This window comes from Bacillus sp. PS196 (genome assembly GCF_037963555.1).
Taxonomy (GTDB): Bacteria; Bacillota; Bacilli; order Bacillales; family Bacillaceae; genus Bacillus; species Bacillus subtilis.
Genome location: NZ_CP150159.1, coordinates 2,989,637 through 3,014,388, shown reverse-complemented (window position 1 = coordinate 3,014,388; position 24,752 = coordinate 2,989,637). Strand labels below are relative to the sequence as shown.

21 protein-coding genes and 1 other annotated feature are annotated in these 24,752 nt (G+C 45.2%); of the genes, 15 read left to right on the top strand and 6 right to left on the bottom strand.

Features of this window, described 5'->3' with window-relative positions:
* Positions 1-12: 12 nt before the first annotated feature.
* Positions 13-227, top strand: a binding site (T-box leader).
* Between the two features lie 107 nt (positions 228-334).
* Positions 335-2,749, top strand: coding sequence for a leucine--tRNA ligase (leuS, locus tag NST79_RS15690; protein WP_003229173.1), 2,415 nt, complete (start codon positions 335-337; stop codon positions 2,747-2,749).
* 115 nt (positions 2,750-2,864) lie between these two features.
* Complete coding sequence (locus NST79_RS15685) at positions 2,865-3,176, top strand: rhodanese-like domain-containing protein (RefSeq protein ID WP_004398993.1); 312 nt, start codon at positions 2,865-2,867, stop codon at positions 3,174-3,176.
* Positions 3,177-3,197: 21 nt separating this feature from the next.
* Here NST79_RS15685 and melA read toward each other — a convergent pair whose 3' ends face one another.
* From melA to NST79_RS15660, 5 genes are read right to left on the bottom strand one after another with little or no spacing between them, the layout of a single operon-like run.
* Entirely contained in the window at positions 3,198-4,496 is a 1,299-nt protein-coding gene (gene melA / locus NST79_RS15680; RefSeq protein WP_212059385.1) for an alpha-glucosidase/alpha-galactosidase, read from the bottom strand.
* A gap of 19 nt (positions 4,497-4,515) precedes the next feature.
* The gene (locus NST79_RS15675; RefSeq protein ID WP_212059383.1) at positions 4,516-5,346 is read right to left on the bottom strand and encodes a carbohydrate ABC transporter permease; all 831 of its coding nucleotides are present in this window, start codon (positions 5,344-5,346) and stop codon (positions 4,516-4,518) included.
* Complete coding sequence (locus NST79_RS15670; RefSeq protein ID WP_029318280.1) at positions 5,343-6,254, bottom strand: sugar ABC transporter permease; 912 nt, start codon at positions 6,252-6,254, stop codon at positions 5,343-5,345. The genes NST79_RS15675 and NST79_RS15670 overlap by 4 nt, the downstream gene beginning before the upstream one ends.
* Positions 6,247-7,527 (bottom strand): ABC transporter substrate-binding protein, encoded by a 1,281-nt coding sequence (locus NST79_RS15665; protein WP_192857926.1) that lies wholly within the window; start codon positions 7,525-7,527, stop codon positions 6,247-6,249. The genes NST79_RS15670 and NST79_RS15665 overlap by 8 nt, the downstream gene beginning before the upstream one ends.
* Positions 7,528-7,560: 33 nt before the next feature.
* The gene (locus tag NST79_RS15660; protein WP_033884841.1) at positions 7,561-8,595 is read right to left on the bottom strand and encodes a LacI family DNA-binding transcriptional regulator; all 1,035 of its coding nucleotides are present in this window, start codon (positions 8,593-8,595) and stop codon (positions 7,561-7,563) included.
* A gap of 217 nt (positions 8,596-8,812) precedes the next feature.
* Here NST79_RS15660 and NST79_RS15655 point away from each other — a divergent pair, with 217 nt between their 5' ends.
* The 10 genes from NST79_RS15655 to NST79_RS15610 all read left to right on the top strand — a co-directional run bounded on the left by NST79_RS15655 (position 8,813) and on the right by NST79_RS15610 (position 19,577).
* Positions 8,813-9,712 carry an alpha/beta hydrolase gene (locus tag NST79_RS15655; RefSeq protein WP_212059381.1) on the top strand — a complete coding sequence of 300 codons (900 nt, stop codon included), beginning with the start codon at positions 8,813-8,815 and terminating at the stop codon, positions 9,710-9,712.
* Between the two features lie 209 nt (positions 9,713-9,921).
* Complete coding sequence (gene bioW, locus NST79_RS15650; RefSeq protein WP_033884852.1) at positions 9,922-10,698, top strand: 6-carboxyhexanoate--CoA ligase; 777 nt, start codon at positions 9,922-9,924, stop codon at positions 10,696-10,698.
* A complete protein-coding gene (gene bioA / locus NST79_RS15645) occupies positions 10,688-12,034 on the top strand; it encodes an adenosylmethionine--8-amino-7-oxononanoate transaminase (RefSeq protein WP_032726441.1) in 1,347 nt (448 codons plus the stop codon). The genes bioW and bioA overlap by 11 nt, the downstream gene beginning before the upstream one ends.
* Positions 12,024-13,193, top strand: a complete 1,170-nt coding sequence (gene bioF, locus NST79_RS15640) for an 8-amino-7-oxononanoate synthase (protein ID WP_212059379.1) — start codon at positions 12,024-12,026, stop codon at positions 13,191-13,193. The genes bioA and bioF overlap by 11 nt, the downstream gene beginning before the upstream one ends.
* Positions 13,190-13,885: a dethiobiotin synthase gene (gene bioD, locus NST79_RS15635; RefSeq protein ID WP_212059377.1), complete on the top strand. Its 696-nt coding sequence runs from the start codon at positions 13,190-13,192 to the stop codon at positions 13,883-13,885. Before bioF ends, bioD begins: the two co-directional genes overlap by 4 nt.
* Positions 13,886-13,887: 2 nt before the next feature.
* Positions 13,888-14,895 carry a biotin synthase BioB gene (bioB, locus tag NST79_RS15630; RefSeq protein WP_212059375.1) on the top strand — a complete coding sequence of 336 codons (1,008 nt, stop codon included), beginning with the start codon at positions 13,888-13,890 and terminating at the stop codon, positions 14,893-14,895.
* 68 nt (positions 14,896-14,963) lie between these two features.
* Complete coding sequence (gene bioI, locus NST79_RS15625; protein ID WP_212059373.1) at positions 14,964-16,151, top strand: biotin biosynthesis cytochrome P450; 1,188 nt, start codon at positions 14,964-14,966, stop codon at positions 16,149-16,151.
* A gap of 76 nt (positions 16,152-16,227) precedes the next feature.
* Entirely contained in the window at positions 16,228-16,989 is a 762-nt protein-coding gene (locus NST79_RS15620) for an NAD(P)-dependent oxidoreductase (RefSeq protein ID WP_003245974.1), read from the top strand.
* Between the two features lie 206 nt (positions 16,990-17,195).
* Positions 17,196-18,056, top strand: a complete 861-nt coding sequence (locus NST79_RS15615; protein ID WP_015251420.1) for a carbohydrate ABC transporter permease — start codon at positions 17,196-17,198, stop codon at positions 18,054-18,056.
* A 24-nt stretch (positions 18,057-18,080) separates the two neighbouring features.
* Positions 18,081-19,577 carry an extracellular solute-binding protein gene (locus tag NST79_RS15610; protein ID WP_024573266.1) on the top strand — a complete coding sequence of 499 codons (1,497 nt, stop codon included), beginning with the start codon at positions 18,081-18,083 and terminating at the stop codon, positions 19,575-19,577.
* Between the two features lie 40 nt (positions 19,578-19,617).
* Here NST79_RS15610 and NST79_RS15605 read toward each other — a convergent pair whose 3' ends face one another.
* Entirely contained in the window at positions 19,618-21,936 is a 2,319-nt protein-coding gene (locus tag NST79_RS15605; RefSeq protein WP_212059371.1) for a helix-turn-helix domain-containing protein, read from the bottom strand.
* 215 nt (positions 21,937-22,151) lie between these two features.
* On the opposite strand from NST79_RS15605, the gene rmgP reads away from it, so the two are divergent.
* Genes rmgP through rmgS form a run of 3 tightly spaced genes read left to right on the top strand, consistent with a single transcriptional unit; the run spans position 22,152 to position 24,746 of the window.
* On the top strand, positions 22,152-23,117 hold the full coding sequence (rmgP, locus tag NST79_RS15600; RefSeq protein ID WP_029946384.1) for a polygalacturonan/rhamnogalacturonan ABC transporter permease: 966 nt from the start codon (positions 22,152-22,154) through the stop codon (positions 23,115-23,117).
* Positions 23,118-23,124: 7 nt separating this feature from the next.
* A complete protein-coding gene (gene rmgQ / locus NST79_RS15595) occupies positions 23,125-24,246 on the top strand; it encodes a glycoside hydrolase family 105 protein (protein ID WP_212059369.1) in 1,122 nt (373 codons plus the stop codon).
* Positions 24,243-24,746, top strand: a complete 504-nt coding sequence (rmgS, locus tag NST79_RS15590) for a rhamnogalaturonan transport/degradation protein RmgS (RefSeq protein WP_212059367.1) — start codon at positions 24,243-24,245, stop codon at positions 24,744-24,746. The genes rmgQ and rmgS overlap by 4 nt, the downstream gene beginning before the upstream one ends.
* The last annotated feature ends 6 nt before the right edge of the window (positions 24,747-24,752 follow it).

Below are 24,752 nucleotides of genomic sequence, written 5' to 3'. Positions count from 1 at the left end.
ATTACGGTTGCGATAAGAACAATGAAGAGGAGCAGTAAGAAACAGATATTGTTGCAGAGAGTTGACGGCTGGTGAAAGTCAATCAAGTTTGTTTCCGAACTCACCTCAGAGTTGCAGCGGTGAAAAGCCGCTGACGCATAACTGCGTTAAAAGTATCAAGTGAGTGCGGCGTATGCCGCGCTAACGAGGGTGGTACCGCGGGAAAACGAAAGTCTCTCGTCCCTTTTAGGGATGAGGGAGTTTTTTTTAGTTTGGGAATATTCTGAATAATCCTCTCCTTCCCGTCAATACTTGAACCATACACGCCGTATTCAATCAGAAGGAGGTTTTTACTTTGAGTTTTCAGCACAAAGAGATAGAAAAGAAATGGCAAACATATTGGCTTGAAAACAAAACATTTGCCACTCTTGATAATAATGAAAAACAAAAATTCTACGCGCTGGACATGTTTCCTTACCCGTCTGGAGCTGGGTTGCACGTCGGCCATCCTGAAGGATACACAGCTACGGATATTCTGTCCCGCATGAAGCGCATGCAGGGCTATGATGTCCTTCATCCAATGGGCTGGGACGCATTCGGCCTGCCAGCTGAACAATACGCGCTTGACACAGGGAACGACCCCGCTGTGTTTACGAAGCAGAATATTGATAACTTCCGCCGCCAAATTCAAGCGCTTGGCTTCTCATATGACTGGGATCGCGAAATCAATACGACTGACCCTGAATACTATAAATGGACGCAATGGATTTTCTTAAAGCTATACGAAAAAGGCCTTGCTTACGTTGACGAAGTGCCTGTAAACTGGTGCCCTGCGCTCGGTACGGTTCTTGCCAACGAAGAAGTCATTGACGGCAAGAGCGAACGCGGCGGCCATCCGGTAGAGAGACGCCCAATGAAGCAGTGGATGCTGAAAATCACCGCTTATGCGGACAGGCTCCTTGAGGACTTGGAAGAGCTTGATTGGCCGGAAAGCATTAAAGATATGCAGCGCAACTGGATCGGCCGTTCGGAAGGCGCTCACGTTCATTTTGCAATAGATGGACATGATGATTCCTTTACGGTGTTTACAACAAGACCAGATACGCTGTTTGGCGCTACATACACTGTCCTTGCCCCGGAACACGCATTAGTGGAAAACATCACAACGGCAGAGCAAAAAGAAGCTGTTGAAGCTTATATCAAAGAAATTCAATCAAAGAGTGACCTTGAACGCACAGATCTTGCGAAAACAAAGACAGGCGTATTCACAGGAGCGTATGCGATCAATCCTGTAAACGGAGAAAAACTGCCGATTTGGATTGCAGATTATGTTCTTGCATCATACGGAACAGGTGCTGTCATGGCAGTTCCAGGCCACGATGAGCGTGATTTTGAATTCGCCAAAACATTCGGCCTTCCGGTGAAGGAAGTCGTAAAAGGCGGGAACGTCGAGGAAGCAGCTTATACTGGCGACGGCGAGCACGTGAACTCTGATTTCCTGAACGGCCTTCACAAACAGGAAGCGATTGAGAAAGTGATCGCTTGGCTGGAAGAAACGAAAAACGGTGAGAAGAAAGTGACGTACCGTCTTCGTGACTGGCTCTTCAGCCGCCAGCGTTATTGGGGCGAGCCGATTCCGGTCATTCATTGGGAAGACGGAACGTCAACAGCTGTCCCGGAAGAGGAGCTGCCGCTGATTTTGCCAAAAACGGATGAAATCAAACCGAGCGGAACGGGCGAATCACCGCTTGCGAACATTAAAGAGTGGGTGGAAGTCACAGATCCTGAGACAGGGAAAAAAGGAAGAAGAGAAACGAATACAATGCCGCAATGGGCGGGAAGCTGCTGGTATTTCTTGCGCTATATTGATCCGCACAATCCGGATCAGCTGGCATCACCAGAAAAATTGGAAAAATGGCTTCCGGTCGATATGTATATCGGCGGTGCAGAGCATGCCGTGCTTCACCTTCTGTATGCCCGCTTCTGGCATAAGTTCCTTTATGATATCGGTGTAGTGCCGACGAAAGAACCGTTCCAAAAGCTGTACAACCAAGGAATGATTCTCGGTGAAAATAACGAAAAAATGAGTAAATCTAAAGGGAACGTTGTCAACCCTGACGAAATCGTGTCCTCTCACGGTGCTGATACCCTGAGATTGTACGAAATGTTCATGGGGCCTCTTGATGCTTCAATCGCCTGGTCTGAATCAGGATTAGACGGTGCGCGTCGTTTCCTTGACCGTGTATGGCGCCTATTTGTTGAAGAAAACGGTGAGCTTAATGGCAAAATCGTTGAAGGCGCTGGTGAAACATTGGAGCGCGTCTATCATGAAACGGTTATGAAAGTCACAGACCATTATGAAGGCCTTCGTTTCAACACGGGTATTTCCCAGCTGATGGTCTTTATTAATGAAGCTTATAAAGCAACAGAACTGCCGAAAGAATATATGGAAGGCTTCGTGAAGCTTCTTTCTCCTGTCGCGCCACACTTAGCGGAAGAGCTTTGGGAGAAGCTTGGCCATTCCGGCACAATTGCCTACGAAGCTTGGCCTGTATATGATGAAACAAAACTTGTGGATGATGAAGTTGAAATCGTTATTCAGCTGAACGGAAAAGTAAAAGCGAAATTACAGGTTCCTGCCGATGCAACGAAAGAACAGCTGGAACAGCTTGCTCAAGCAGATGAAAAGGTCAAAGAGCAGCTTGAAGGCAAAACGATTCGGAAAATCATCGCGGTGCCTGGCAAGCTTGTCAATATTGTGGCAAACTAAGCCTAGAAAAAATCCCCTTTGCCAAAAGGGGATTTTTTTCATCAGTCTCAGAATAGCAATCGTTCAGCTGACTTTGATATACTGAACATGATCACTGTGAATAGGAGTGTTTTCTTTGGAAATAAAAGAAATCAGCACAGCCGCTTTGAAAGAAAAAATTGAGGCGGACGAAGAATTATATTTAATTGATGTCAGAGAAGATGAAGAGGTAGCGGAAGGCATGATCCCGCAAGCCGTTCATATTCGCATGGGGGATATTCCTGAAAAAATGGAAACCCTTGATAAAGACAAAGAGTACGTATTTATCTGCCGCTCAGGAATGCGCAGCATGAACGTCTGCAAGTACCTGGATGAGCAAGGCTTTAAAACAGTCAATGTTGAAGGCGGCATGATGGCCTGGGAAGGCGAAACAAAACCAAAAAACTAGGGGAGAGCAGTCCCCTAGTTTTTATTTGTATTCCGGAAGCCAATCGCCGTGTGCTGCAAATAAATCGTCACACATGGAGATGATGTCCTTCATGGAAAGCTCCGCGCTTGTATGCGGATCAAGCATTGCAGCTTGGTAAACCGCTTCTTTTTTTCGTGTGACAGCCGCTTCGATTGTCATCAGCTGTGTATTAATATTCGTCCGGTTTAAGGCGGCAAGCTGCTCAGGCAGTTCTCCGGCGAAGCACGGTGTAATTTTTTTTCTGTCGGCGACGCATGTCACTTCCACAACCGCTTTTGAAGGAAGGTTGGTGATCAGCCCTGTATTCAAGACGTTTCCTCCGAAGGTGAATGGTTCGTTTGTTTCCATTGCTTCTATAATTCTTGAACCATATTCCTTTGAGCGTTGGTACGTAAGGTGTTTATTGTTGACGATATCATCCCGCATTTTCTCCCAATTTTCAATTTGCTTGACGCACCTTCTCGGATATTCGTCGAGCGGGATTTGCAGCTCGCTGATCAGTTCAGGGTAATTCCGTTTAATAAAGTATGGGTGATACTCTGCGTTATGTTCGGACGATTCCGTGACATAATAGCCGAACTTATCCATTAATTCAAACCGCACCATATCATGATGCTTTGTTTTTTGTTTTTCTTTCGCTCTCCTTTTGATTTCTGGATATAAATCTGTGCCGTCTTTTTTGACTTCCAAAAGCCAAGCCATATGATTAATGCCCGCAATGCGTTCCTCAATTCCGTCATGCTCCATTCCGAGAGCTTTAAATAAATCCTTCGTGCACACTTGAACACTGTGGCAGAGCCCGATTGTTTTGATATTGGTATAGCGGAGCATGGCGCCTGTAAGAGTGGCCATTGGATTTGTATAGTTTAAGAACCATGCGTCAGGGCACATTTCCTCCATATCTTTTGCGATATCAATTAAGACCGGGATTGTTCTGAGAGATCTGAATATCCCGCCGATGCCGACTGTATCGGCGATCGTCTGGCGCAGCCCATACCGTTTAGGAATCTCGAAATCGATGACTGTGCTCGGTTTGTATCCTCCAACCTGAATCGCATTGATGACATAGCCTGCGTTTTGCAAGGCGAGTTTTCTGTCATCATAGCTGTTGATGGCCACACTTGGGTTATAACGGTCTCTTAGATTTTCGAGCATGAGCTGGGATTCCTGCAGGCGTTTGGGATCAATGTCGTAAAGAGCGAACTCAAATCCATTCAGTGCCTCTGTTAACAGGCAGTCTCCCAAAACATTTTTGGCGAAAATCGTGCTCCCTGCACCGATAAATGTAATCTTTTTCATATTGCTTCCTCCTTTAATGTTAACCCTTTACCGCTCCGGAAGACAGGCCGGCAATAAAGTATTTTTGCAGCGCCAAAAACAGAACAACCATCGGCAGCATTGCCATAAGTGCCGCTGCGGCAACTAAATGAAGGTTGTTTGCGTTTTCTCCGAAAAAACCTGCCATGGCTACTGTTAATGTCTGAACCTTTTGATCTTGTAAAAAGAAAATGGCAAATTGATAGTCGTTCCAAATAAAGACACAAGAAATGATACAGATGGTCGCAGTGATCGGCTTCAGCAGAGGAAACACAATCGTAAAAAAGATTTTCAGCATGCCTGCGCCGTCAATTCTTGCGGCTTCTTCAAGCTCTTTTGGAATGGTCGATCGGATAAAGCCTGAATATAAGAATACGGTTAACGGCATGTAAGCCGCTGTATTGATGAAAATGGCGATTGCGTGTGTATTGACCATTCCGGCGTTCACGACCATTCGGTACAAAGGAACCATGGACGTTAACGGAGGGATGATCATAATGGAAATCAACAAGACAAAAACAGCTTTATTCAGTTTCGTTTCCCGCCGGGCAAGCGGGTAGGCGGCGAGTGAGCCGAATATAATTAATAACAAGGCAGAAAAACCTGTGATGATCATGGTGTTTATAAAAGAGTTTCCTAGTGAAGCGCGCTCCCACGCCTCTGAAAAATTATGAAAGGAGATGTCGGCTGGGAATATCCATTTCGAACTGTAGTCTCCTTTTGCTTTCAATGAAGTGGTCAGCAGGATATAAAAAGGAATAAAATGCGCACAGGCCACAATGGCGGCAAGAAGCGTAATGATCCGCATGTTTTTTGTACGGGCGGCTCTCATGACATTTCCGTCTCCTTTCTTTTAAAGTACGCAAGCGCGCAAAAGCTGATGATCAAAATGACAAATGCCATAAATATGCCTTGCGTTGCGGCATAACCGGCATCCTGCCGTTTGAAATACAAATCATACATAAACGTGGACATGGATTGTGACGCATTTCCGGGGCCGCCGGCGGTGAGTGCAATGATGACGTCAAACAGCTTTAAGCCTCCGATAATGTTGATGACCATATTAATGGTAATGGAGGGCATTAACAGCGGCAGCGTGATGGTAAAAAACTGCTGGCCTTGTTTCGCGCCATCCATTTGCGCCGCTTCATAGTAATCTCTTGGAATGCTTTGCAGACCGGCTAAGTAGACAACCATAGCGATCCCGACATATTGATAGGTGTTAATCATGACAATGATCCATGGATTGAGCGATGGACTGGCGAGCGCATTAATAGGGCTGATGCCGAAGACCCCGAGCAAATCGTTGAGCGCGCCTCCGTCATAGGAGAAGAAAAAGTACCAAATGTAGCCCATAATGAGCGGGCTGATCATCACCGGCAAATACACAATTGTTCTTGTTACCGCTTTCGTTTTAATGCTTTGATTTAAGAGCAGAGCGTACAGAAGCCCGACCACATTTTGAAAAAAAGTGCTGCCAAGCCCGTAAAGCAGCGTGTTTTTTAAGATGTGCCAAGTGTCAGGATCAGAAAACAGCCTTTCATATTGCGCGAATCCAACCCATTGGTAGACTTGTGAAAAGCCGTTCCAGTTTGTAAAGGTAATCAATGTGCCTTTCACAAACGGATAAATCATAAAGACCAGAACGGAGAGCAAAGCAGGAATGTACATCCACCAAAGTGAGGACTGCTTTTTTGGCTTAACCTGTTTCACATGAACGTCCCTTGCGATCTCACTCATTGTTTTCAGCTCCCTGTGTTTCCGATTGCTCCCGGAGTCGTTTATATTCTCTTCCCAGCTTCTGCGAAATGTCTTGAGGCGCCAAAATGTCAGCCGCCAGCTCCTGCCCAACCGTGCCTAGGACATCCCACATTCCGTTTGGCAAGTATAAACGGTCGAAGTAAGGCTCGACTTTGACATCTTGATAATGCTCATAATCGTTTGCGTAGAAAATATCAGCTTTCACATTGGTCAGCCCTGAAGGAAGCGATGTGGCTTCAGCCATTTGTTTGGCATTGGCCGGGCGGGCCATAAATGCGATAAATTCTTTTGCCTCTTTTAATTGAGGCGAATCTTTCCATGCTGCAAGCGTGTAGCGTTCACCGCCGATCCATATCGGGTCATCACCGGGATGGATGGCAGGTGTCGGGATAATGCCGACCTCGACGTTAGAGTTGATCTGGGCAACGTCTTGGCCGAGGGTGCCGCCTTGCATTGTAAAGGCGATTTTGTTTTGGGCCATTAATTCGATGAGCTGTGATTTTTTTGCCGTTACGGCGTCGATATTGATCAATTTTTCTTTCTGCATTTGTTTGAGGATTTTTGATAAGTAAGTGAATTTATTCCATTGAAAAGTGCCGTTGATGAGCTGTTTTTTTTCATTATGGGCAGGGTCTGTGATGAGAAGAGGTGTAGCGAATTGGTCGTAATATTGGGCGAATGAGCTTTTGTCATATCCGGCAAACCAGAAGGGAACAATGCTTCCCTTGCTCTTTTCTTTAATCGTTCTCAGTGCTTTGATAAAGTCATCCATGGTTTCCGGCGGAGCAATGCCGTAACGGTCTAAAATATTGCGGTTATACGCCAGACCGTCTTTTGCCTGATTGATCGGATAGGCATACACCTTTCCGCTTTTATTTTTGAGGATGCTGTTTAAATTGGGATCAAGATCTTGAGTCCATTCCATATCCCGGAGATCCGCTGTATATTCTCCGTACCTGATTTTCCCCCAGCCATGTGTATCGAATAGATCTGGCAAATCATTGGCCGCCATTCTGACACGCATCATATTTTCATAGTCATTGCCTGGGAAATGAAGGCTGACATGAATGTCACTGTGTTCCTTTTCGAATGCTGCCGCCAGTTTTCTGAACGTATCTCTTTCACTGTCGGTTGACATTGTAGAATAAATGGTTAACGTCTTTTTTGCGGTATCTGCTGAGCTTTTCTCTGCTGAACACCCGGGCAGAACAAGCAGAATAAGAGAGAGAAATAAAACAAAAGTGTGTTTCATCTTTTCCTCCTTATCATCGTGATGAATCTTTGCTTATGTCACCTCCTTTGCTGTACATCCGCAGCTTTGTCTTACGATTAATGTTGTAGGCAGGGTGACATGGTGAGGAAGCGTTCGGCCATTGAGACGGTCAAGCAGCAGTTTTACGCCTGTCCGGCCCATTTCCTCTGTGTATACCTTCACCGTCGTTAAAGGCGTGCTGGCAAATTCAGCTTCCTCAATGCCGTTAAAGCTGACGATTGCGGTATCCCGCGGCACTTGCAGTCCGGCTTCCTGCAGCGCTTTTAATGCGCCGATCGCCATAGAATCGCTGGCAATAAAGAATGCTTCCGGCAGATGGCCTTGATCGATTGCTTTCTTCATCAGGCGATAGCCCTCACGCATGCTGTATTCTCCGATCAGCACATGCTCAGGCTGGGGGGCGGCTGACTCCAAAAAAGCGGTCAGGCGTTTATCTTCAATCGTTCTGCGAATGCTTTGGCCGTCCTTCAGCGTATGCTCTTTTTCTTGTCCGCCAATGTAGCCTAACCGTTTGTAGCCTAAGTCGAAAAGGTGATCAATCGCCTGGCGTGAAGCCGATTCAAAATCGATTCCAATCGAATCGTATGCTTGCGGATCTGGTGAATGATTGATAAATACGGCATGCTCCAGCCTTCCGCTGATATGCTTAACCGCTTCATCATGAACACGGCCGATGACAATGACACCATCCAATTCCCGAAAGATATGTTCCTGAAAGGAGCCGAGATGAATTGAATTTGTAATGAAAATTTCCTGTTCAAAGCATTCCTTTTCAATCCCTTTCCGAATGGAAGAAAAATAAGGGTCCTGCCTTTCCTGATCAGGGGACAGACAGCTCAGCACACCGATCAGCGGCTGGGCCCGCTGTTTTTGCCCGCGGGCTTTTCGGCGTTTGGCAACGGTTTGATAACCAAGCTCTTCAGCGATGTTGATGACTCTTTGTCTCGTTTCGCCCGCAACAGAAAGCGACTCATCTTCATTTAAAATTCTGGACACAGTTGCGCTGGAAACTTTAGCTTTCAAGGCGATATCTTTAATACGAACCATGGGTATCCCTCTCATCTATTTAGTAAAATATTAACTCATCTGTTTTTGATAAATTGATACTATCATATAAAAGTAAGCGGTTACAATAATTGTTTTCGAAATATTTCATGATATTTACTAAATATTTAGTGAATGATGTGATTTATGTTGGAAAAATAAAGGGGAACCCAGAACTGTCTCGTAAATGTGAAGTAAGCGAATAAGGAAGGGTGATGGGATGAGAGCCGAAAGAAGAAAGCAACTGTTTCGATTGCTTGGTGATTTGCCTGATCGGAGGCCAATCAGTGTTGAGACATTACGTATTGAAGAAAGAGAAGAAAATATCGTTGAAACGCTCCTGCTCGATTTAAATGGACATGAAAAGGCGCCCGCTTATTTTGTGAAGCCGAAGAAAACAGAAGGACCGTGCCCAGCCGTATTGTTTCAGCATTCGCATGGGGGCCAGTATGATAGGGGAAAAAGTGAGCTGATTGAGGGAGCGGATTATTTGAAAACGCCTTCTTTTTCTGATGAGCTTACTTCACTCGGATACGGCGTTCTTGCGATTGATCATTGGGGATTTGGAGATCGGCGGGGAAAAGCGGAAAGCGAGATATTTAAAGAAATGCTTCTCACCGGAAAAGTGATGTGGGGGATGATGATTTATGACAGTTTAAGTGCGTTGGACTATATGCAGTTACGCTCTGATGTTCAGCCTGACAGGATCGGAACCATCGGCATGTCTATGGGAGGTTTGATGGCGTGGTGGACAGCGGCGCTCGATGACCGGATTAAGGTGTGTGTGGATTTGTGCAGCCAGGTGGATCATCACGTGCTGATCAAAACACAGAATCTTGACAGGCACGGCTTTTATTATTACGTCCCATCGCTTGCAAAGCATTTTTCCGCATCGGAGATCCAAGGCCTGATCGCGCCGCGCCCGCACCTTAGTCTTGTTGGTGTACACGATCGGTTAACGCCGGCCGAGGGCGTGGACAAAATCGAAAAAGAATTGACAGCTGTCTATGCTGGACAGGGAGCTTCTGATTGCTACCGAGTGGTCCGTTCTGCTTCGGGACATTTCGAAACAGCAGTTATGAGGCATGAAGCTGTCCGGTTTTTGCAAAAGTGGCTGTGACTGTTAAAAGAAATCGAAAAAGACCGTTTTATGTGAAAACGGTCTTTTTGTTTCCTTTTAACCAACTGCCATAAATCGATGCTTTCTTCTATTGACAGAAACAGGAGAGAATAATATATTCTAATTGTTAACCTTAAAATATAATTGGTTAACAATTAAGGTGAGAAGCACTACACGTTCTTCAGTTATCAGTGAAAGGGCGAGAAATGATGCAAGAAGAAACTTTTTATAGTGTCAGAATGAGGGCTTCTATGAATGGATCTCATGAAGACGGCGGAAAGCATATATCCGGCGGAGAACGGCTTATACCTTTCCATGAGATGAAGCATACAGTCAATGCTTTATTAGAAAAAGGGTTATCCCATTCAAGAGGAAAACCTGATTTTATGCAAATTCAATTTGAAGAGGTATATGAATCGATAAAAACCATTCAGCCATTGCCTGTGCATACGAATGAAGTGAGCTGCCCGGAAGAAGGACAAAAGCTGGCCCGATTGTTATTGGAAAAAGAAGGCGTTTCACGAGACGTGATTGAAAAAGCATATGAACAAATCCCTGAATGGTCAGATGTCAGGGGTGCGGTGTTGTTTGATATTCATACAGGAAAGCGAATGGATCAAACAAAAGAAAAAGGGGTGCGGGTCTCCAGAATGGATTGGCCGGACGCTAATTTTGAAAAATGGGCGCTTCACAGTCACGTGCCAGCTCATTCAAGAATAAAAGAGGCCCTTGCGCTCGCTTCAAAGGTAAGCCGGCACCCGGCAGCCGTTGCAGAATTATGCTGGTCGGACGATCCGGATTACATAACAGGCTATGTTGCGGGTAAGAAAATGGGCTATCAGCGTATTACAGCAATGAAAGAATACGGGACTGAAGAGGGCTGCCGAGTCTTTTTTATTGATGGATCCAATGATGTAAACACGTACATACATGATCTGGAGAAGCAGCCTATTTTAATAGAGTGGGAGGAAGATCATGACTCATGATTTGATAGAAAAAAGTAAAAAGCACCTCTGGCTGCCATTTACCCAAATGAAAGATTATGATGAAAACCCCTTAATCATCGAAAGCGGGACTGGAATCAAAGTCAAAGACATAAATGGCAAGGAATACTATGACGGTTTTTCATCAGTTTGGCTTAATGTCCACGGACACCGCAAAAAAGAACTAGATAATGCCATAAAAAAACAGCTCGGAAAAATTGCGCACTCCACGTTATTGGGCATGACCAACGTTCCAGCAACCCAGCTTGCCGAAACATTAATCGACATCAGCCCAAAAAAGCTCACGCGGGTCTTTTATTCAGACAGCGGCGCAGAAGCGATGGAAATAGCCCTAAAAATGGCGTTTCAGTATTGGAAGAACATCGGGAAGCCCGAGAAACAAAAATTCATCGCAATGAAAAACGGGTATCACGGTGATACGATTGGCGCCGTCAGTGTCGGTTCAATTGAGCTTTTTCACCACGTATACGGCCCGTTGATGTTCGAGAGTTACAAGGCTCCGATTCCTTATGTGTATCGCTCTGAAAGCGGTGATCCTGATGAATGCCGTGATCAGTGCCTCCGAGAGCTTGAACAGCTGCTTAAGGAACATCACGAGGAAATTGCCGCGCTTTCCATTGAATCAATGGTACAAGGGGCTTCCGGTATGATTGTGATGCCGGAAGGATATTTGGCAGGGGTGCGCGAGCTATGTACAACATACGATGTCTTAATGATCGTTGATGAAGTCGCTACAGGCTTTGGCCGTACAGGAAAAATGTTTGCGTGCGAGCACGAGAATGTCCAGCCTGATCTGATGGCTGCCGGTAAAGGCATTACAGGAGGCTATTTGCCAATTGCCGTTACGTTTGCTACTGAAGACATCTATAAGGCATTTTATGATGATTATGAAAACCTAAAAACCTTTTTCCATGGCCATTCCTATACAGGCAATCAGCTTGGCTGTGCGGTTGCGCTTGAAAATCTGGCATTATTTGAATCTGAAAACATTGTGGAACAAGTAGCGGAAAAAAGTAAAAAGCTCCATTTTCTTCTTCAAGATCTGCACGCTCTTCCTCATGTTGGGGATATTCGGCAGCTTGGCTTTATGTGCGGTGCAGAGCTTGTACGATCAAAGGAAACTAAAGAACCTTACCCGGCTGATCGGCGGATTGGATACAAAGTTTCCTTAAAAATGAGAGAGTTAGGAATGCTGACAAGACCGCTTGGGGACGTGATTGCATTTCTTCCTCCTCTTGCCAGCACAGCTGAAGAGCTCTCGGAAATGGTTGCCATTATGAAACAAGCGATCCACGAGGTTACGAGCCTTGAAGATTGATTCCTGGTTAAACGAGCGGTTAGACATAGCAAAGGAAGCCGGCGTACACCGTAACCTGCGGTCAATGAATGGGGCACCGGTTCCAGAGAGGAACATTGATGGCGAAAATCAAAAGGTCTGGTCCTCAAACAATTATTTAGGGCTCGCAAGCGATAGACGTTTGATCGATGCAGCCCAAACAGCATTGCAGCAATTTGGGACAGGAAGCAGCGGTTCACGTTTAACGACAGGCAATTCAGTCTGGCATGAAGAGCTAGAAAAGAAGATTGCCAGCTTTAAGCGGACAGAAGCGGCCCTGCTGTTTTCGAGCGGTTACTTGGCCAATGTCGGTGTCCTTTCATCCTTGCCAGAAAAGGAAGATGTCATTTTAAGTGACCAGCTCAATCATGCAAGTATTATCGACGGCTGCCGACTTTCTAAGGCTGATACAGTTGTTTATCGGCATATTGATATGAATGATCTTGAAAATAAGCTGAATGAAACACAGCGTTATCAGCGCCGTTTTATCGTAACAGACGGGGTATTCAGCATGGATGGTACAATCGCCCCTCTTGATCAGATCATCTCACTTGCGAAACGCTATCATGCCTTCGTGGTCGTTGATGACGCCCACGCAACAGGAGTTTTAGGCGATTCGGGACGAGGAACGAGTGAATACTTTGGTGTTTGTCCCGACATTGTGATCGGCACCTTAAGCAAAGCTGTTGGCGCGGAAGGAGGTTTTGCGGCAGGATCAGCGGTCCTCATCGACTTTTTGCTGAACCATGCCAGAACATTTATCTTTCAAACCGCTATTCCGCCAGCCAGCTGTGCGGCTGCTCACGAGGCTTTCAACATCATTGAAGCCAGCAGGGAAAAACGACAGCTTTTATTTTCTTATATCAGTATGATCAGAACCAGTCTGATGAATATGGGGTATGTGGTGAAAGGAGATCACACACCGATTATTCCTGTAGTCATTGGCGATGCCCATAAAACGGTCATATTTGCTGAAAAACTGCAGGGCAAGGGAATTTATGCTCCTGCCATTCGGCCGCCGACCGTTGCGCCGGGTGAAAGCCGTATTCGAATTACAATCACGTCTGACCACAGTATGGGTGATATTGATAATTTGCTGAAAACATTTCATTCAATCGGAAAGGAGCTGCATATCATTTGAGGGGTTTTTTTGTGACGGGAACTGATACAGAAGTAGGGAAAACGGTTATATCCAGCGGAATCGCCGCTTTATTGCGAGAACATAATAGAGATGTCGGGGTGTATAAACCATTTTTAAGCGGGATATCGCGCCATCATCCAGATAGTGATACAAGTTTGCTGAAAGATATGTCGCAGACCAGTCTTTCTCATGAAGACATTACGCCTTTTGCCTTCAAGGCGCCGCTTGCACCATACGTTGCAGGGAAACTTGAGGGAAAGACTGTCACCATGGAAGAGGTTTTAAGCCATTGGGGGCGGATTAGAGAAAAACATGAATGCTTCATCGTAGAAGGTGCGGGCGGTATTTCTGTGCCATTGGGAGAGGACTATTTGGTCAGTCATGTCATAAAAGCGTTGCAGCTTCCCATGATTATTGTGGCACGTCCTCACCTTGGAACCATTAATCATACCTTTTTAACTGTCAAATATGCAGAAAGCATGGGGCTTCCAATTGCCGGAATTATCATCAATGGAATCAGTGACTCTCCTGATGAAGATGAAAAAACCAATCCTGAGATGATTGAGCGCTTATGCGGTGTGCCGATTTTAGGGGTTACGCCAAAGCTTGCCAACGTGACGAAAGAAACGGTTCTACATATGGTAAAAGACCATATCAATCTATCATTACTGATGAATCAAGTGGGGGTATGAGAATGAATCAATGGATGGAACTCGCAGACCGGGTGCTGGCTGGAGCAGAAGTGACTGACGAAGAGGCGCTTTCAATATTACATTGTCCTGATGAAGATATTTTGCTATTAATGCATGGAGCTTTTCATATCAGAAAACACTTTTATGGAAAAAAAGTAAAGCTCAATATGATTATGAATGCGAAATCCGGGCTCTGCCCGGAAAACTGCGGCTATTGTTCACAGTCTGCGATTTCGAAAGCGCCGATTGAGTCTTACCGGATGGTGAATAAGGAAACGCTGCTTGAAGGCGCGAAGCGGGCGCACGATCTGAATATCGGCACATATTGTATCGTGGCAAGCGGCAGAGGGCCGTCTAACAGAGAAGTGGATCAGGTCGTAGATGCGGTTCAGGAAATTAAAGAGACGTATGGACTGAAGATTTGTGCATGTCTTGGACTGTTGAAGCCAGAGCAGGCGAAGCGGCTCAAAGATGCCGGAGTAGACCGCTATAATCATAATTTGAATACGTCACAGAGAAACCATTCAAACATCACGACCTCACATACATACGATGACAGAGTCAGTACGGTTGAAATCGCAAAAGAATTGGGGCTGTCTCCGTGTTCAGGCGCCATTATCGGGATGAAGGAGACGAAACAGGATGTCATTGACATCGCCAAAAGCTTGAAGGCTCTTGACGCGGATTCCATTCCTGTGAATTTTTTGCATGCAATTGATGGCACGCCGTTAGAAGGCGTCAACGAATTAAACCCGCTGTATTGTTTAAAAGTGCTGGCGCTGTTCCGTTTTATCAATCCATCAAAAGAAATTCGCATTTCCGGGGGAAGAGAGGTCAATCTCCGCTCGTTGCAGCCATTAGGGCTTTACGCCGCAAACTCCATTTTTGTCGGAGATTACTTAACAACTGCCGGGCAAGAGGAGACGGAGGATCATAAAATGCTGAGTGATTTAGGCTTTGAAGTTGAATCAGTCGAAGAAATGAAGGCCAGTTTAAGTGCGAAAAGCTGAAAGAATCAATAAAAGCAATCGGTATGATGTCGATTGCTTTTATTTTTGAACAGAAAGGAGAAAATCACGTGACAATTGCATCGTCAACTGCATCTTCTGAGTTTTTGAAAAACCCATATTCTTTTTACGACACATTGCGAGCTGTTCATCCTATCTATAAAGGGAGTTTCTTAAAATATCCGGGCTGGTATGTCACAGGATATGAAGAAACGGCTGCTATTTTGAAAGATGCGAGATTCAAAGTCCGCACCCCGCTGCCTGAGAGCTCAACCAAATATCAGGACCTTTCACATGTGCAAAATCAAATGATGCTGTTTCAGAACCAGCCTGATCATAGACGATTGCGGACGCTTGCCAGCGGAGCGTTTACGCCGAGAGCGACAGAGAGTTATCAGCCGTATATCATTGAAACTGTCCATCATTTGCTTGATCAAGTGCAAGGTAAAAAAAAGATGGAGGTCATTTCGGACTTTGCTTTTCCTTTAGCAAGTTTTGTCATAGCTAACATTATAGGTGTACCGGAGGAAGATAGGGAGCAATTAAAGGAGTGGGCTGCGAGTCTCATTCAAACGATTGATTTTACCCGCTCAAGAAAGGCATTAACAGAGGGCAATATTATGGCTGTGCAGGCTATGGCATATTTCAAAGAGCTGATTCAAAAGAGAAAACGCCACCCTCAACAGGATATGATCAGCATGCTCTTGAAGGGGAGAGAAAAGGATAAGCTGACGGAAGAGGAGGCGGCATCTACGTGCATATTGCTGGCGATCGCCGGACATGAGACAACGGTCAATCTCATCAGCAATTCAGTCCTTTGTCTGCTGCAGCATCCAGAACAGATTTTGAAACTGAGAGAAAATCCAGATCTTATTGGTACCGCAGTCGAGGAATGTTTACGCTATGAAAGCCCCACGCAAATGACAGCCAGAGTTGCGTCAGAGGATATTGACATCTGCGGGGTGACGATCCGTCAAGGAGAGCAAATATATCTTTTGTTAGGAGCGGCTAATCGAGACCCTAGCATATTCACGAACCCCGATGTCTTCGATATTACGAGAAGTCCTAATCCGCACCTTTCATTCGGGCATGGCCATCATGTTTGCTTAGGGTCCTCGCTGGCACGATTAGAAGCGCAAATTGCGATTAACACCCTTCTGCAGCGAATGCCCAGCCTTAAGCTCGCGGATTTTGAATGGCGGTATCGGCCACTTTTTGGATTTCGGGCGCTTGAGGAGCTGCCGGTGACTTTTGAATAAGCCTAAGAATGTGAGTGCCAAAAAAGTGTCAGCCCCGCCGAAAATGGGCAATCTATAAAAAAGGGGAGTGAACATCGTGAAAAAAGTGCTGATTGCCGGCGGAAATGGTGTGATTGGGAGACTGCTTGCTGAAGGGCTTATTTCAGACTATGAAGTGACAGTGCTTGATAAAGATCATTTCGATGGCAAAGCCTCTTCCATTCAGGCTGACGCGGCAAATTATGAGGAGCTGTTGAAGAAGATTCCAAAAGATACCGATGCCATCTTGAATTTACTCGCTGTGAAAATCAAATACGATATTATGGACATCGCTGAGTTTGAAAAAATGACGGATGTTTTCTATAGGGCAAGCTATTATCTGTGCCGTGCGGCAGCGGAGCTCGGCATTCAAAAGCTCGTGTTCGCCAGCAGCAATCATGTCACAGATGTATATGAAAAAGACGGGCGCTCGCTCTTAGGACGGGAAATCACAACAAGCGATTATCCGCTGTCAAAAAACTTGTACGGTGTATTAAAGCTGACCTCTGAACAGATCGGCCATTTGTTTTATTTGGAAAATAAGCTATCAGTAATCAACCTTCGAATCGGAACAGTCGTGACAGATGAAATGGATACGCTGCATGAAAAAGAACGGACGAAAAAGACACTGCTTTCTCACCCCGATCTGCTGTCGATTTTCAAAGCCGCCATTGAGACCAACATCCGGTATGGCACTTATTACGCCGTCTCTGATAATCCGGGCCGGCCATGGTCCATTGAATCTGCCGTGAATGAACTTGGGTTTTCGCCACAAATCAATACGGCTGAACTTCTGAACGAGGAGGAGAACGGAGCATAATCATTTTCTAAGATTATGCTCTTTTTCTTTTGTTATCGGTCTCAATTCGCGGCAGCCCCTGCCCGGCCGAGGACACTGTTCAAATGATTATAGACATGGCAATCACAGATTTGCTACATTTTAGACACGATATCGTCACATGCTGAGCTCGGTTTCCAAAAATATGATAACGCTTACAAAGAGAGGTGGGAGCTATCGCACATTCACTGAAAAACCGTCTGTTTGATATGTTGATTTATGGTTTCTTGCTGATGTTCGCTTTAATATGCGTACTTCCGTTCATTCATGTCATCGCAGCATCCTTTGCCACAGTAGAAGAAGTCGTGTCGAAAACATTTATTTTAATACCGACCACTTTTTCGCTAGATGCTTATCGCTACATTTTTTCAACAGATATTATTTATAAGAGTTTGCTTGTTTCTGTGTTTGTGACAGTGATAGGCACTGCGGTCAGCATGTTTCTTTCTTCACTGATGGCTTACGGGTTATCCCGCCGTGATTTAATCGGCCGGCAGCCGCTCATGTTTCTCGTCGTATTTACGATGCTGTTTAGCGGCGGCATGATTCCGACTTTCCTTGTGGTCAAATCGCTTGGATTGCTCGATTCTTACTGGGCGCTTATTTTGCCGACAGCCATTAATGCCTTTAACCTGATCATTCTGAAAAACTTCTTTCAAAATATCCCATCAAGCCTGGAAGAGTCCGCGAAAATTGACGGGTGCAATGATCTGGGCATATTCTTTAAAATTGTGCTGCCGCTGTCTCTTCCTGCGATCGCAACGATTTCACTATTTTATGCGGTCACGTATTGGAACACGTATATGACAGCGATCTTGTACTTAAATGATTCAGCAAAATGGCCGATTCAGGTGCTTCTGCGCCAAATCGTCATTGTATCAAGCGGTATGCAGGGGGATATGTCTGAAATGGGGTCGGGCAGCCCGCCGCCTGAGCAAACCATTAAAATGGCGGTCATAGTGGTGGCGACCATCCCGGTTCTGCTTGTCTATCCGTTTATACAAAAGCATTTTGCAAAAGGAGCTTTGCTGGGATCTGTCAAAGGATAAAGAAATATGAAACGGAGGGGTACGATGGGAAACAAATGGAGGGTGCTTTTGATTGTGCTTGTACTGGCACTCGGCGGAGTGCTGGCGGGCTGTAAAGGAGCTGATCAGTCTTCGGCTGAAGGCAAAGCTGGCCCAGATTCAAAGGTAAAGCTGTCTTGGATGGCGATTTTGTATCACCAGCAGCCGCCGAAAGACAGGGCGATTAAAGAAATTGAAAAGCTGACAAATACAGAACTCGACATCACCTGGGTTCCAGACGCGGTGAAAGAAGACAGGCTGAATGCAGCGCTTGCAGCCGGGAATCTTCCGCAAATCGTGACCATCCAGGATATTAAAAATTCGTCAGTCATGAATGCCTTTCGGTCAGGAATGTTTTGGGAAATCGGCGATTATATCAAGGATTATCCCAACTTAAACAAAATGAACAAACTCATTAATAAAAATGTGACAATTGACGGCAAGCTCTACGGGATATACAGAGAGCGCCCGCTTTCCAGACAGGGGATCGTCATTCGGAAGGACTGGCTGGACAATTTAAATTTGAAAACCCCGAAAACGTTGGATGAGCTTTATGAAGTGGCCAAAGCATTTACGGAGGACGACCCGGACAAGGATGGGAAAGATGATACGATCGGGCTGACAGACCGTAATGACTTGATTTACGGCGCGTTTAAAACGATTGGCTCGTATGAAGGCATGCCGACAGATTGGAAGGAATCGGGCGGCAAATTCACGCCTGATTTCATGACACAGGAATACAAAGACACGATGAACTATATGAAAAAGCTGCGTGATAACGGGTATATGAATAAGGATTTTCCCGTCACGAGCAAAACCCAGCAGCAGGAGCTGTTTTCTCAAGGAAAAGCCGGAATTTATATTGGCAATATGGTAGATGCGGTCAATCTGCGCGACCATGCCTCTGATAAATCAATGAAGCTCGAGATCATCAACCGCATAAAAGGCCCAGATGGGAAAGAGCGGGTATGGGCATCAGGAGGCCATAACGGCGTGTTTGCTTTCCCGAAAACGAGTGTGAAAACGGAAGCTGAGCTTAAACGGATCTTGGCGTTTTTTGACCGAATTGCCGAAGAAGATGTCTATAGCCTGATGACTTATGGCATTGACGGCGTTCATTACAACAAAGGTGAGGACAAAACGTTTACACGCAAAGAAAGCCAGGTAAAAGACTGGCAGACTGATATTCAGCCGCTGTCCGCTTTAATTGCCATTGATAAAGCCTACTTAAAAAACACTGGAGATCCGCTTCGGACGGCGTACGAGGAGCTGACCGAGGACAATGAAAAGATTATCGTCTCAAACCCGGCTGAAAGCCTGTATTCCGCATCGGAGTCGGAACGGGGTGACGAACTGAAGAAAATCATTGATGACGCGACCTACAAATATATGATTGGAGACATCACAGAAAGCCAGTTCGATAAAGAAGTGGAAAAATGGGAGTCAAGCGGAGGAAAACAAATTATTCAGGAATACGAAGAAGCGTTTAAACAAGCAAAATAACATTGGAAAAACCCAAAACGCGCAAGCGGTTTTGGGTTTTTTACATGCTTCTTTTTTGCTGGCGGTAGTTTCCCGGTGTAATCCCTTCCAGCTTCTTAAATGATCTGATGAAGTTTTGGGAGTTTTTATATTTCAGCTTTTCGGCAATGTCCTTGACCGCCATGTCGGTTTCGGCAAGCCAGCTTTTCGCCATATGGTGTCGGTAGCTTGAGACATACTCGCTGAATGAAATTCCCATTTCTTTTTTGAAAATACTGCTTAAATAATTTGGGTTGTAATGCAGCCTGCGTGCGATTTCGTCCAGTGTCAATTCGGATTCAAACTCATGATGGATGATATGAATGATGTTGTCGGAAATATTTTTGTACTGGGCATCCGCGCGGGCGTTCACTTTGTCTGTCATCGGATCAATAAACTCATTCTTTAGCCAGTTTTCGGTATCCTCGAACGTTTTCAGCTCAAAAATTTGGTCATACAGCATTTTGTTTTCTTCAAGCTCAAACAATTCGATCCCAAGCACATGCATCAGCTCAATCACATGGTTCAAAAAACGGGCGATGGCGATTTGAAATTGATACGGGTTGGTGTTCTGGGTGAAAATGGCTTGTAAAATCGCGTGCAGGCATTTATCCGCTTTCTCCTTGTCTCCTGCTTTGACAGCATCGAACAGCTCATGCTGAAGCTGCTTTGGAAAATGGGTTTTGAAGGTTTTTTTCTGGTCAAGGTCTTCGTAAAAGATGATCGACTTGTTTTCCACTTTCAGCCGATATTTCAACGCTTCTGAGCCTTCCGCATAGGCTGTTTTCGCTTTTGTCAGCACATCAAACGGCTGGCTGATGCCGATGCTGACAGACAGCTGCAGCTCAGCTTCCGCTTTTTCCTGAATCATCCTTGCAGTCTCATTCAGCTCAGCCATGAATTCTTCCTTTGTCCCGCTTTGATTGATCAAAATCGTCGCCTGCTGTTTGTCAACTACGGCGGGGGCAAGATGTTTGTCCGTCGGGATGTTGCGCTCAATCAGGCTGTTGACGGCAAACAAAAGCAGATCCATATCTTTTTTCTCATAAGGCGTATGATTCAGTGTGTCAATTTGGAGCACAAGCAGGGCAAGGTGCCGCCAATTTTGCTTTAAGCCGAGGCTTTCAAAACGGTTATCAACCTCCTCATCCGTCAGTTTTCCAAGCATAAGCCTGACCATAAAATATTGCTGCAGATGAGTGGCCTGCTGCTTCATCGTTTCTTCAAGGTCGTCATTTCTGTCCTTCAGCTGCTTAAAGCTCTGTTCAATTAACTCAAATTCATTTTGAGGAGGCTGTTGTTTCTCTTGTATGGCTCCATGTCTTGCGAATGATTCGTAAAGCACCCTGATCGGCTTGTAAAAATGGCGGGAGCCCAGCCAGGAGAACAATAATGAAAGCGTTAACAAAATAAGGCATACTGCAAAAGTGATCCAGCCGATTGATTTGGCTTCTTTTTTTAGCTCAGGCAGGGAAACGAGAGAAAAATAAGTCCATGTATTATAGTCAGATTTTTGATAGGTGACTTTATAATGAATCCGGTCAATAACTGTTTCAAACTGTCCGCTATTGGCCGTTTGCGCCAGCACTTTTTGGACAAAGCCGTCGTTATGAAGAGATTCACCAACGTCAGACATATTGTTATGAAGGATGATGCGGCCTTTTTCATCGATGATAAACAGGTTGTTGGCGTTTGAATAGCCAGGCATATTTTTGACAAGCGAACAGCTCGGGATGCTTGCTGCGGCCAATCCCTTTGTATTTGTGCTGTTCAAAGGAAGCTGCTTAATTAAATTGATATTGTAGCGGCAGTTTTCTGATGTGCCTTCTTTGGTTGAAATCAAATGATTGTTTTCCTCAAGCGTCCAATAGGAGCGGCTCGCTTTGTGTTTCGTGTACGCTGAGGCTGCTTCATGAAGAGTGTCTGTATTCAAACGGTACAAACCGGAATTGTTCATGTACCATTTTTTCGTATAACTGACTAACGTCATGTTGGACAGATCGGTATCAAAGCTTTGCAGATAATTGAGCTCTTGGTTCACTTGGTTATAGATTTGAAATTGGTCTGAGTGCAAAGGCTCGGACAATGTGCGAAGGAGAGGCGGCGAACTCACATAGTGGGTTAAAGAGTGATCGACGGTTTTCAATATATGCTCGATGCTTTGCTGGGTCTGCTGGAGTGTGTCGAATTTTTCCTCCGAAACGTTGGAAATAGCCGTTTTCTGAGAGTGCTCGTACGAAAACAATCCGACCAAAATAACCGGAATGGTGCTGAGCAGGCAGAAAAACGTGATCAGTTTGTAGTAAAACTTGTATTGGCTTCTTTTCATAAAACCCCCCATTTCATAACATCCACTTCACCTTAATACAATTAATCCAAAGATTGATAGATATTGTCAATAATCATTTTCTAATATCGGTGTCTTTTTTTCAGGTGGACCTGCTGAACCCTTGATTATAAAGGGATAAAACAGGATGTGATCATATGATTGTAGACGGACTTTTGCCTGCTGCGCTACAGTGAATGCAAGAACCCGTGAAAGGAGGCTGGAAAAAAATGAAAACAGCAGAAGCGCAAGCGCCGGCTGTTGATACAGTCATTTTTAAAAAAGAAAAAAGAAAGCGCTTACTAATCAAGCTGATTCAGCAAAAATATTTGTACTTGATGATTTTGCCGGGGTGTATTTATTTTTTGCTTTTTAAGTATGTCCCGATGTGGGGAATTGTGATTGCGTTTCAGGATTATCAGCCGTTCCTCGGCATTTTGGGCAGTGAGTGGGTGGGGCTGAAGCATTTTATCAGGCTGTTTACTGAGCCTACATTTTTTCTCTTGTTAAAAAACACGCTCGTGTTATTTGCTTTGAACCTGGCCATATTTTTCCCGGTACCGATACTGCTGGCGCTTTTATTGAACGAAGTGCGGATTGCTCTCTTTAAAAAATTTGTTCAGACGCTGATTTATATCCCGCATTTTATGTCTTGGGTCATTGTTGTATCGCTTTCGTTTGTGCTTTTAACGGTAGACGGAGGCTTGATTAATGAACTGATTGTGTTTTTTGGCGGTGAAAAAATCAATTTTCTGCTGAACGAAGAATGGTTCCGGCCCCTGTATATTCTTCAGGTTATCTGGAGGGAAGCGGGCTGGTCGACGATCATTTATCTGGCGGCCATTACAGCGGTTGACCCCCAGCTGTATGAAGCGGCGAAAATGGACGGAGCGGGACGGCTGCGGCAAATGTGGCATATTACGCTGCCCGCCATTAAAAGCGTTATCGTCGTTTTGCTGATTTTGAAAATCGGAGACACGCTGGAGCTTGGCTTCGAGCATGTGTATTTGCTGTTAAATGCGACTAACAGGGAAGTGGCGGAAATTTTTGATACGTACGTTTATACTGCAGGGCTGAAACAGGGCCAATTCAGCTACAGTACAGCAGTCGGCGTATTTAAAGCGGCGGTCGGGCTGATTTTGGTCATGCTTGCGAATCGTTTAGCGAAGAAATTTGGCGAGGAAGGAATTTATTAAGAAAGGGATGGGATCAATGGATCAATCAATCGCTGTAAAATCGCCTCTTACGTACGCGGAGGCATTGGCAAAAACCATTATGAATACGTACACAGTCCAGGAGCTGCCTCCTGCAAACCGCTGGCACTACCACCAGGGTGTTTTCTTATGCGGTGTATTGCGGCTGTGGGAAGCAACCGGGGAAAAGCGGTATTTTGAGTATGCGAAGGCTTATGCAGATCTCTTAATCGATGATTATGGCAATCTATTATTTAGAAGAGATGAACTGGACGCCATTCAAGCGGGTCTCATTCTTTTTCCATTATACGAGCAGACGAAGGATGAACGGTATGTCAAAGCGGCAAAAAGGCTGCGCGGCTTATATGGAACACTAAACCGGACGTCTGAGGGCGGTTTTTGGCACAAAGACGGTTATCCTTACCAAATGTGGCTTGATGGCTTATACATGGGGGGGCCGTTCGCACTGAAATATGCCAATCTGAAGCAGGAGCCGGAGCTGTTTGATCAGGTCGTGCTGCAGGAGTCATTAATGAGAAAGCATACGAAGGATTCAAAAACCGGACTTTTTTATCACGCCTGGGATGAAGCGAAAAAAATGCCTTGGGCCAATGAAGAGACAGGCTGTTCACCGGAATTTTGGGCACGTTCCATCGGCTGGTATGTCATGTCTCTTGCTGACATGATTGAAGAGCTGCCGAAGAAGCATCCAAACCGTCATGTGTGGAAAAACACGCTGCAGGACATGATGGAAAGCATCTGCCGCTATCAAGACAAAGAGACGGGGCTATGGTATCAGATCGTTGATAAGGGAGACAGGTCTGATAACTGGCTGGAAAGCTCAGGATCCTGTCTGTACATGTACGCAATCGCAAAAGGAATCAATGAAGGCTATCTAGACAGAGCTTACGAAACAACACTGCTAAAAGCGTATCAAGGCTTGATTCAGCATAAAACCGAAACATCAGAAGCCGGCGCGTTTCTCGTCAAAGACATATGTGTCGGAACGTCAGCCGGTTTCTATGACTATTATGTCAGCCGCGAAAGAAGCACAAACGATCTGCACGGAGCCGGCGCGTTTATTTTAGCTATGACAGAGCTGGAGTCTCTTTTTAGGTCAGCGGGGAAATGACAAAAAGGATACGTACGGCTTTGTGTGTGATCGTCTCAGTGCTCTTTTTGGCATCATGCTCAAGCAGGCCGGACGGAATGCATGTCATTCTCTTTTCTGATATGCAGGCTGGCATACAGGAAAAAATAAAAAAGGCCGCAGAGCAGAATGCCGGGAAGATCGATATCTTTCCAGCTTTTCAGGAAAAACTGCTGACTGAAATTACCGCCCATGAGGGAGATGTTTTCATCGTGCCTGAAGACATGTTTCAAGCTTACGATGATCCGGAAAATTTTCAGCCGTTAAATGGATTGCCTCCTGAAAAAACATCTCCTTATACAACTGTTAATAAAAAAACAGGAGAAAAAACGATCTATGCCGTTCAGATCAAAAAAGGGGAAAAACAGCTGAACGGCTATTCTTTTCGAGTGAATCGCGATATGGCGGCGTTTATCCCTGTGTATGCTGATAAAATAGAGGAAGCGCTGCAGCTGATTTCTCAACTAACTGAAGCCCGATAGAGGTGA

Bases quoted from the DNA above. Each gene is read 5' to 3' on its own strand.
- bioW (WP_033884852.1), top strand. From the start codon at position 9,922: ATGCAAGAAGAAACTTTTTATAGTGTCAGAATGAGGGCTTCTATGAAT.
- NST79_RS15670 (WP_029318280.1), bottom strand. From the start codon at position 6,254: ATGAGTGAGATCGCAAGGGACGTTCATGTGAAACAGGTTAAGCCAAAA.
- NST79_RS15675 (WP_212059383.1), bottom strand. From the start codon at position 5,346: ATGAGAGCCGCCCGTACAAAAAACATGCGGATCATTACGCTTCTTGCC.
- melA (WP_212059385.1), bottom strand. From the start codon at position 4,496: ATGAAAAAGATTACATTTATCGGTGCAGGGAGCACGATTTTCGCCAAA.
- NST79_RS15610 (WP_024573266.1), top strand. From the start codon at position 18,081: ATGGGAAACAAATGGAGGGTGCTTTTGATTGTGCTTGTACTGGCACTC.
- NST79_RS15605 (WP_212059371.1), bottom strand. From the start codon at position 21,936: ATGGGGGGTTTTATGAAAAGAAGCCAATACAAGTTTTACTACAAACTG.
- NST79_RS15655 (WP_212059381.1), top strand. From the start codon at position 8,813: ATGAGAGCCGAAAGAAGAAAGCAACTGTTTCGATTGCTTGGTGATTTG.
- bioB (WP_212059375.1), top strand. From the start codon at position 13,888: ATGAATCAATGGATGGAACTCGCAGACCGGGTGCTGGCTGGAGCAGAA.
- bioA (WP_032726441.1), top strand. From the start codon at position 10,688: ATGACTCATGATTTGATAGAAAAAAGTAAAAAGCACCTCTGGCTGCCA.
- NST79_RS15665 (WP_192857926.1), bottom strand. From the start codon at position 7,527: ATGAAACACACTTTTGTTTTATTTCTCTCTCTTATTCTGCTTGTTCTG.
- rmgP (WP_029946384.1), top strand. From the start codon at position 22,152: ATGAAAACAGCAGAAGCGCAAGCGCCGGCTGTTGATACAGTCATTTTT.
- rmgS (WP_212059367.1), top strand. From the start codon at position 24,243: ATGACAAAAAGGATACGTACGGCTTTGTGTGTGATCGTCTCAGTGCTC.
- rmgQ (WP_212059369.1), top strand. From the start codon at position 23,125: ATGGGATCAATGGATCAATCAATCGCTGTAAAATCGCCTCTTACGTAC.
- NST79_RS15660 (WP_033884841.1), bottom strand. From the start codon at position 8,595: ATGGTTCGTATTAAAGATATCGCCTTGAAAGCTAAAGTTTCCAGCGCA.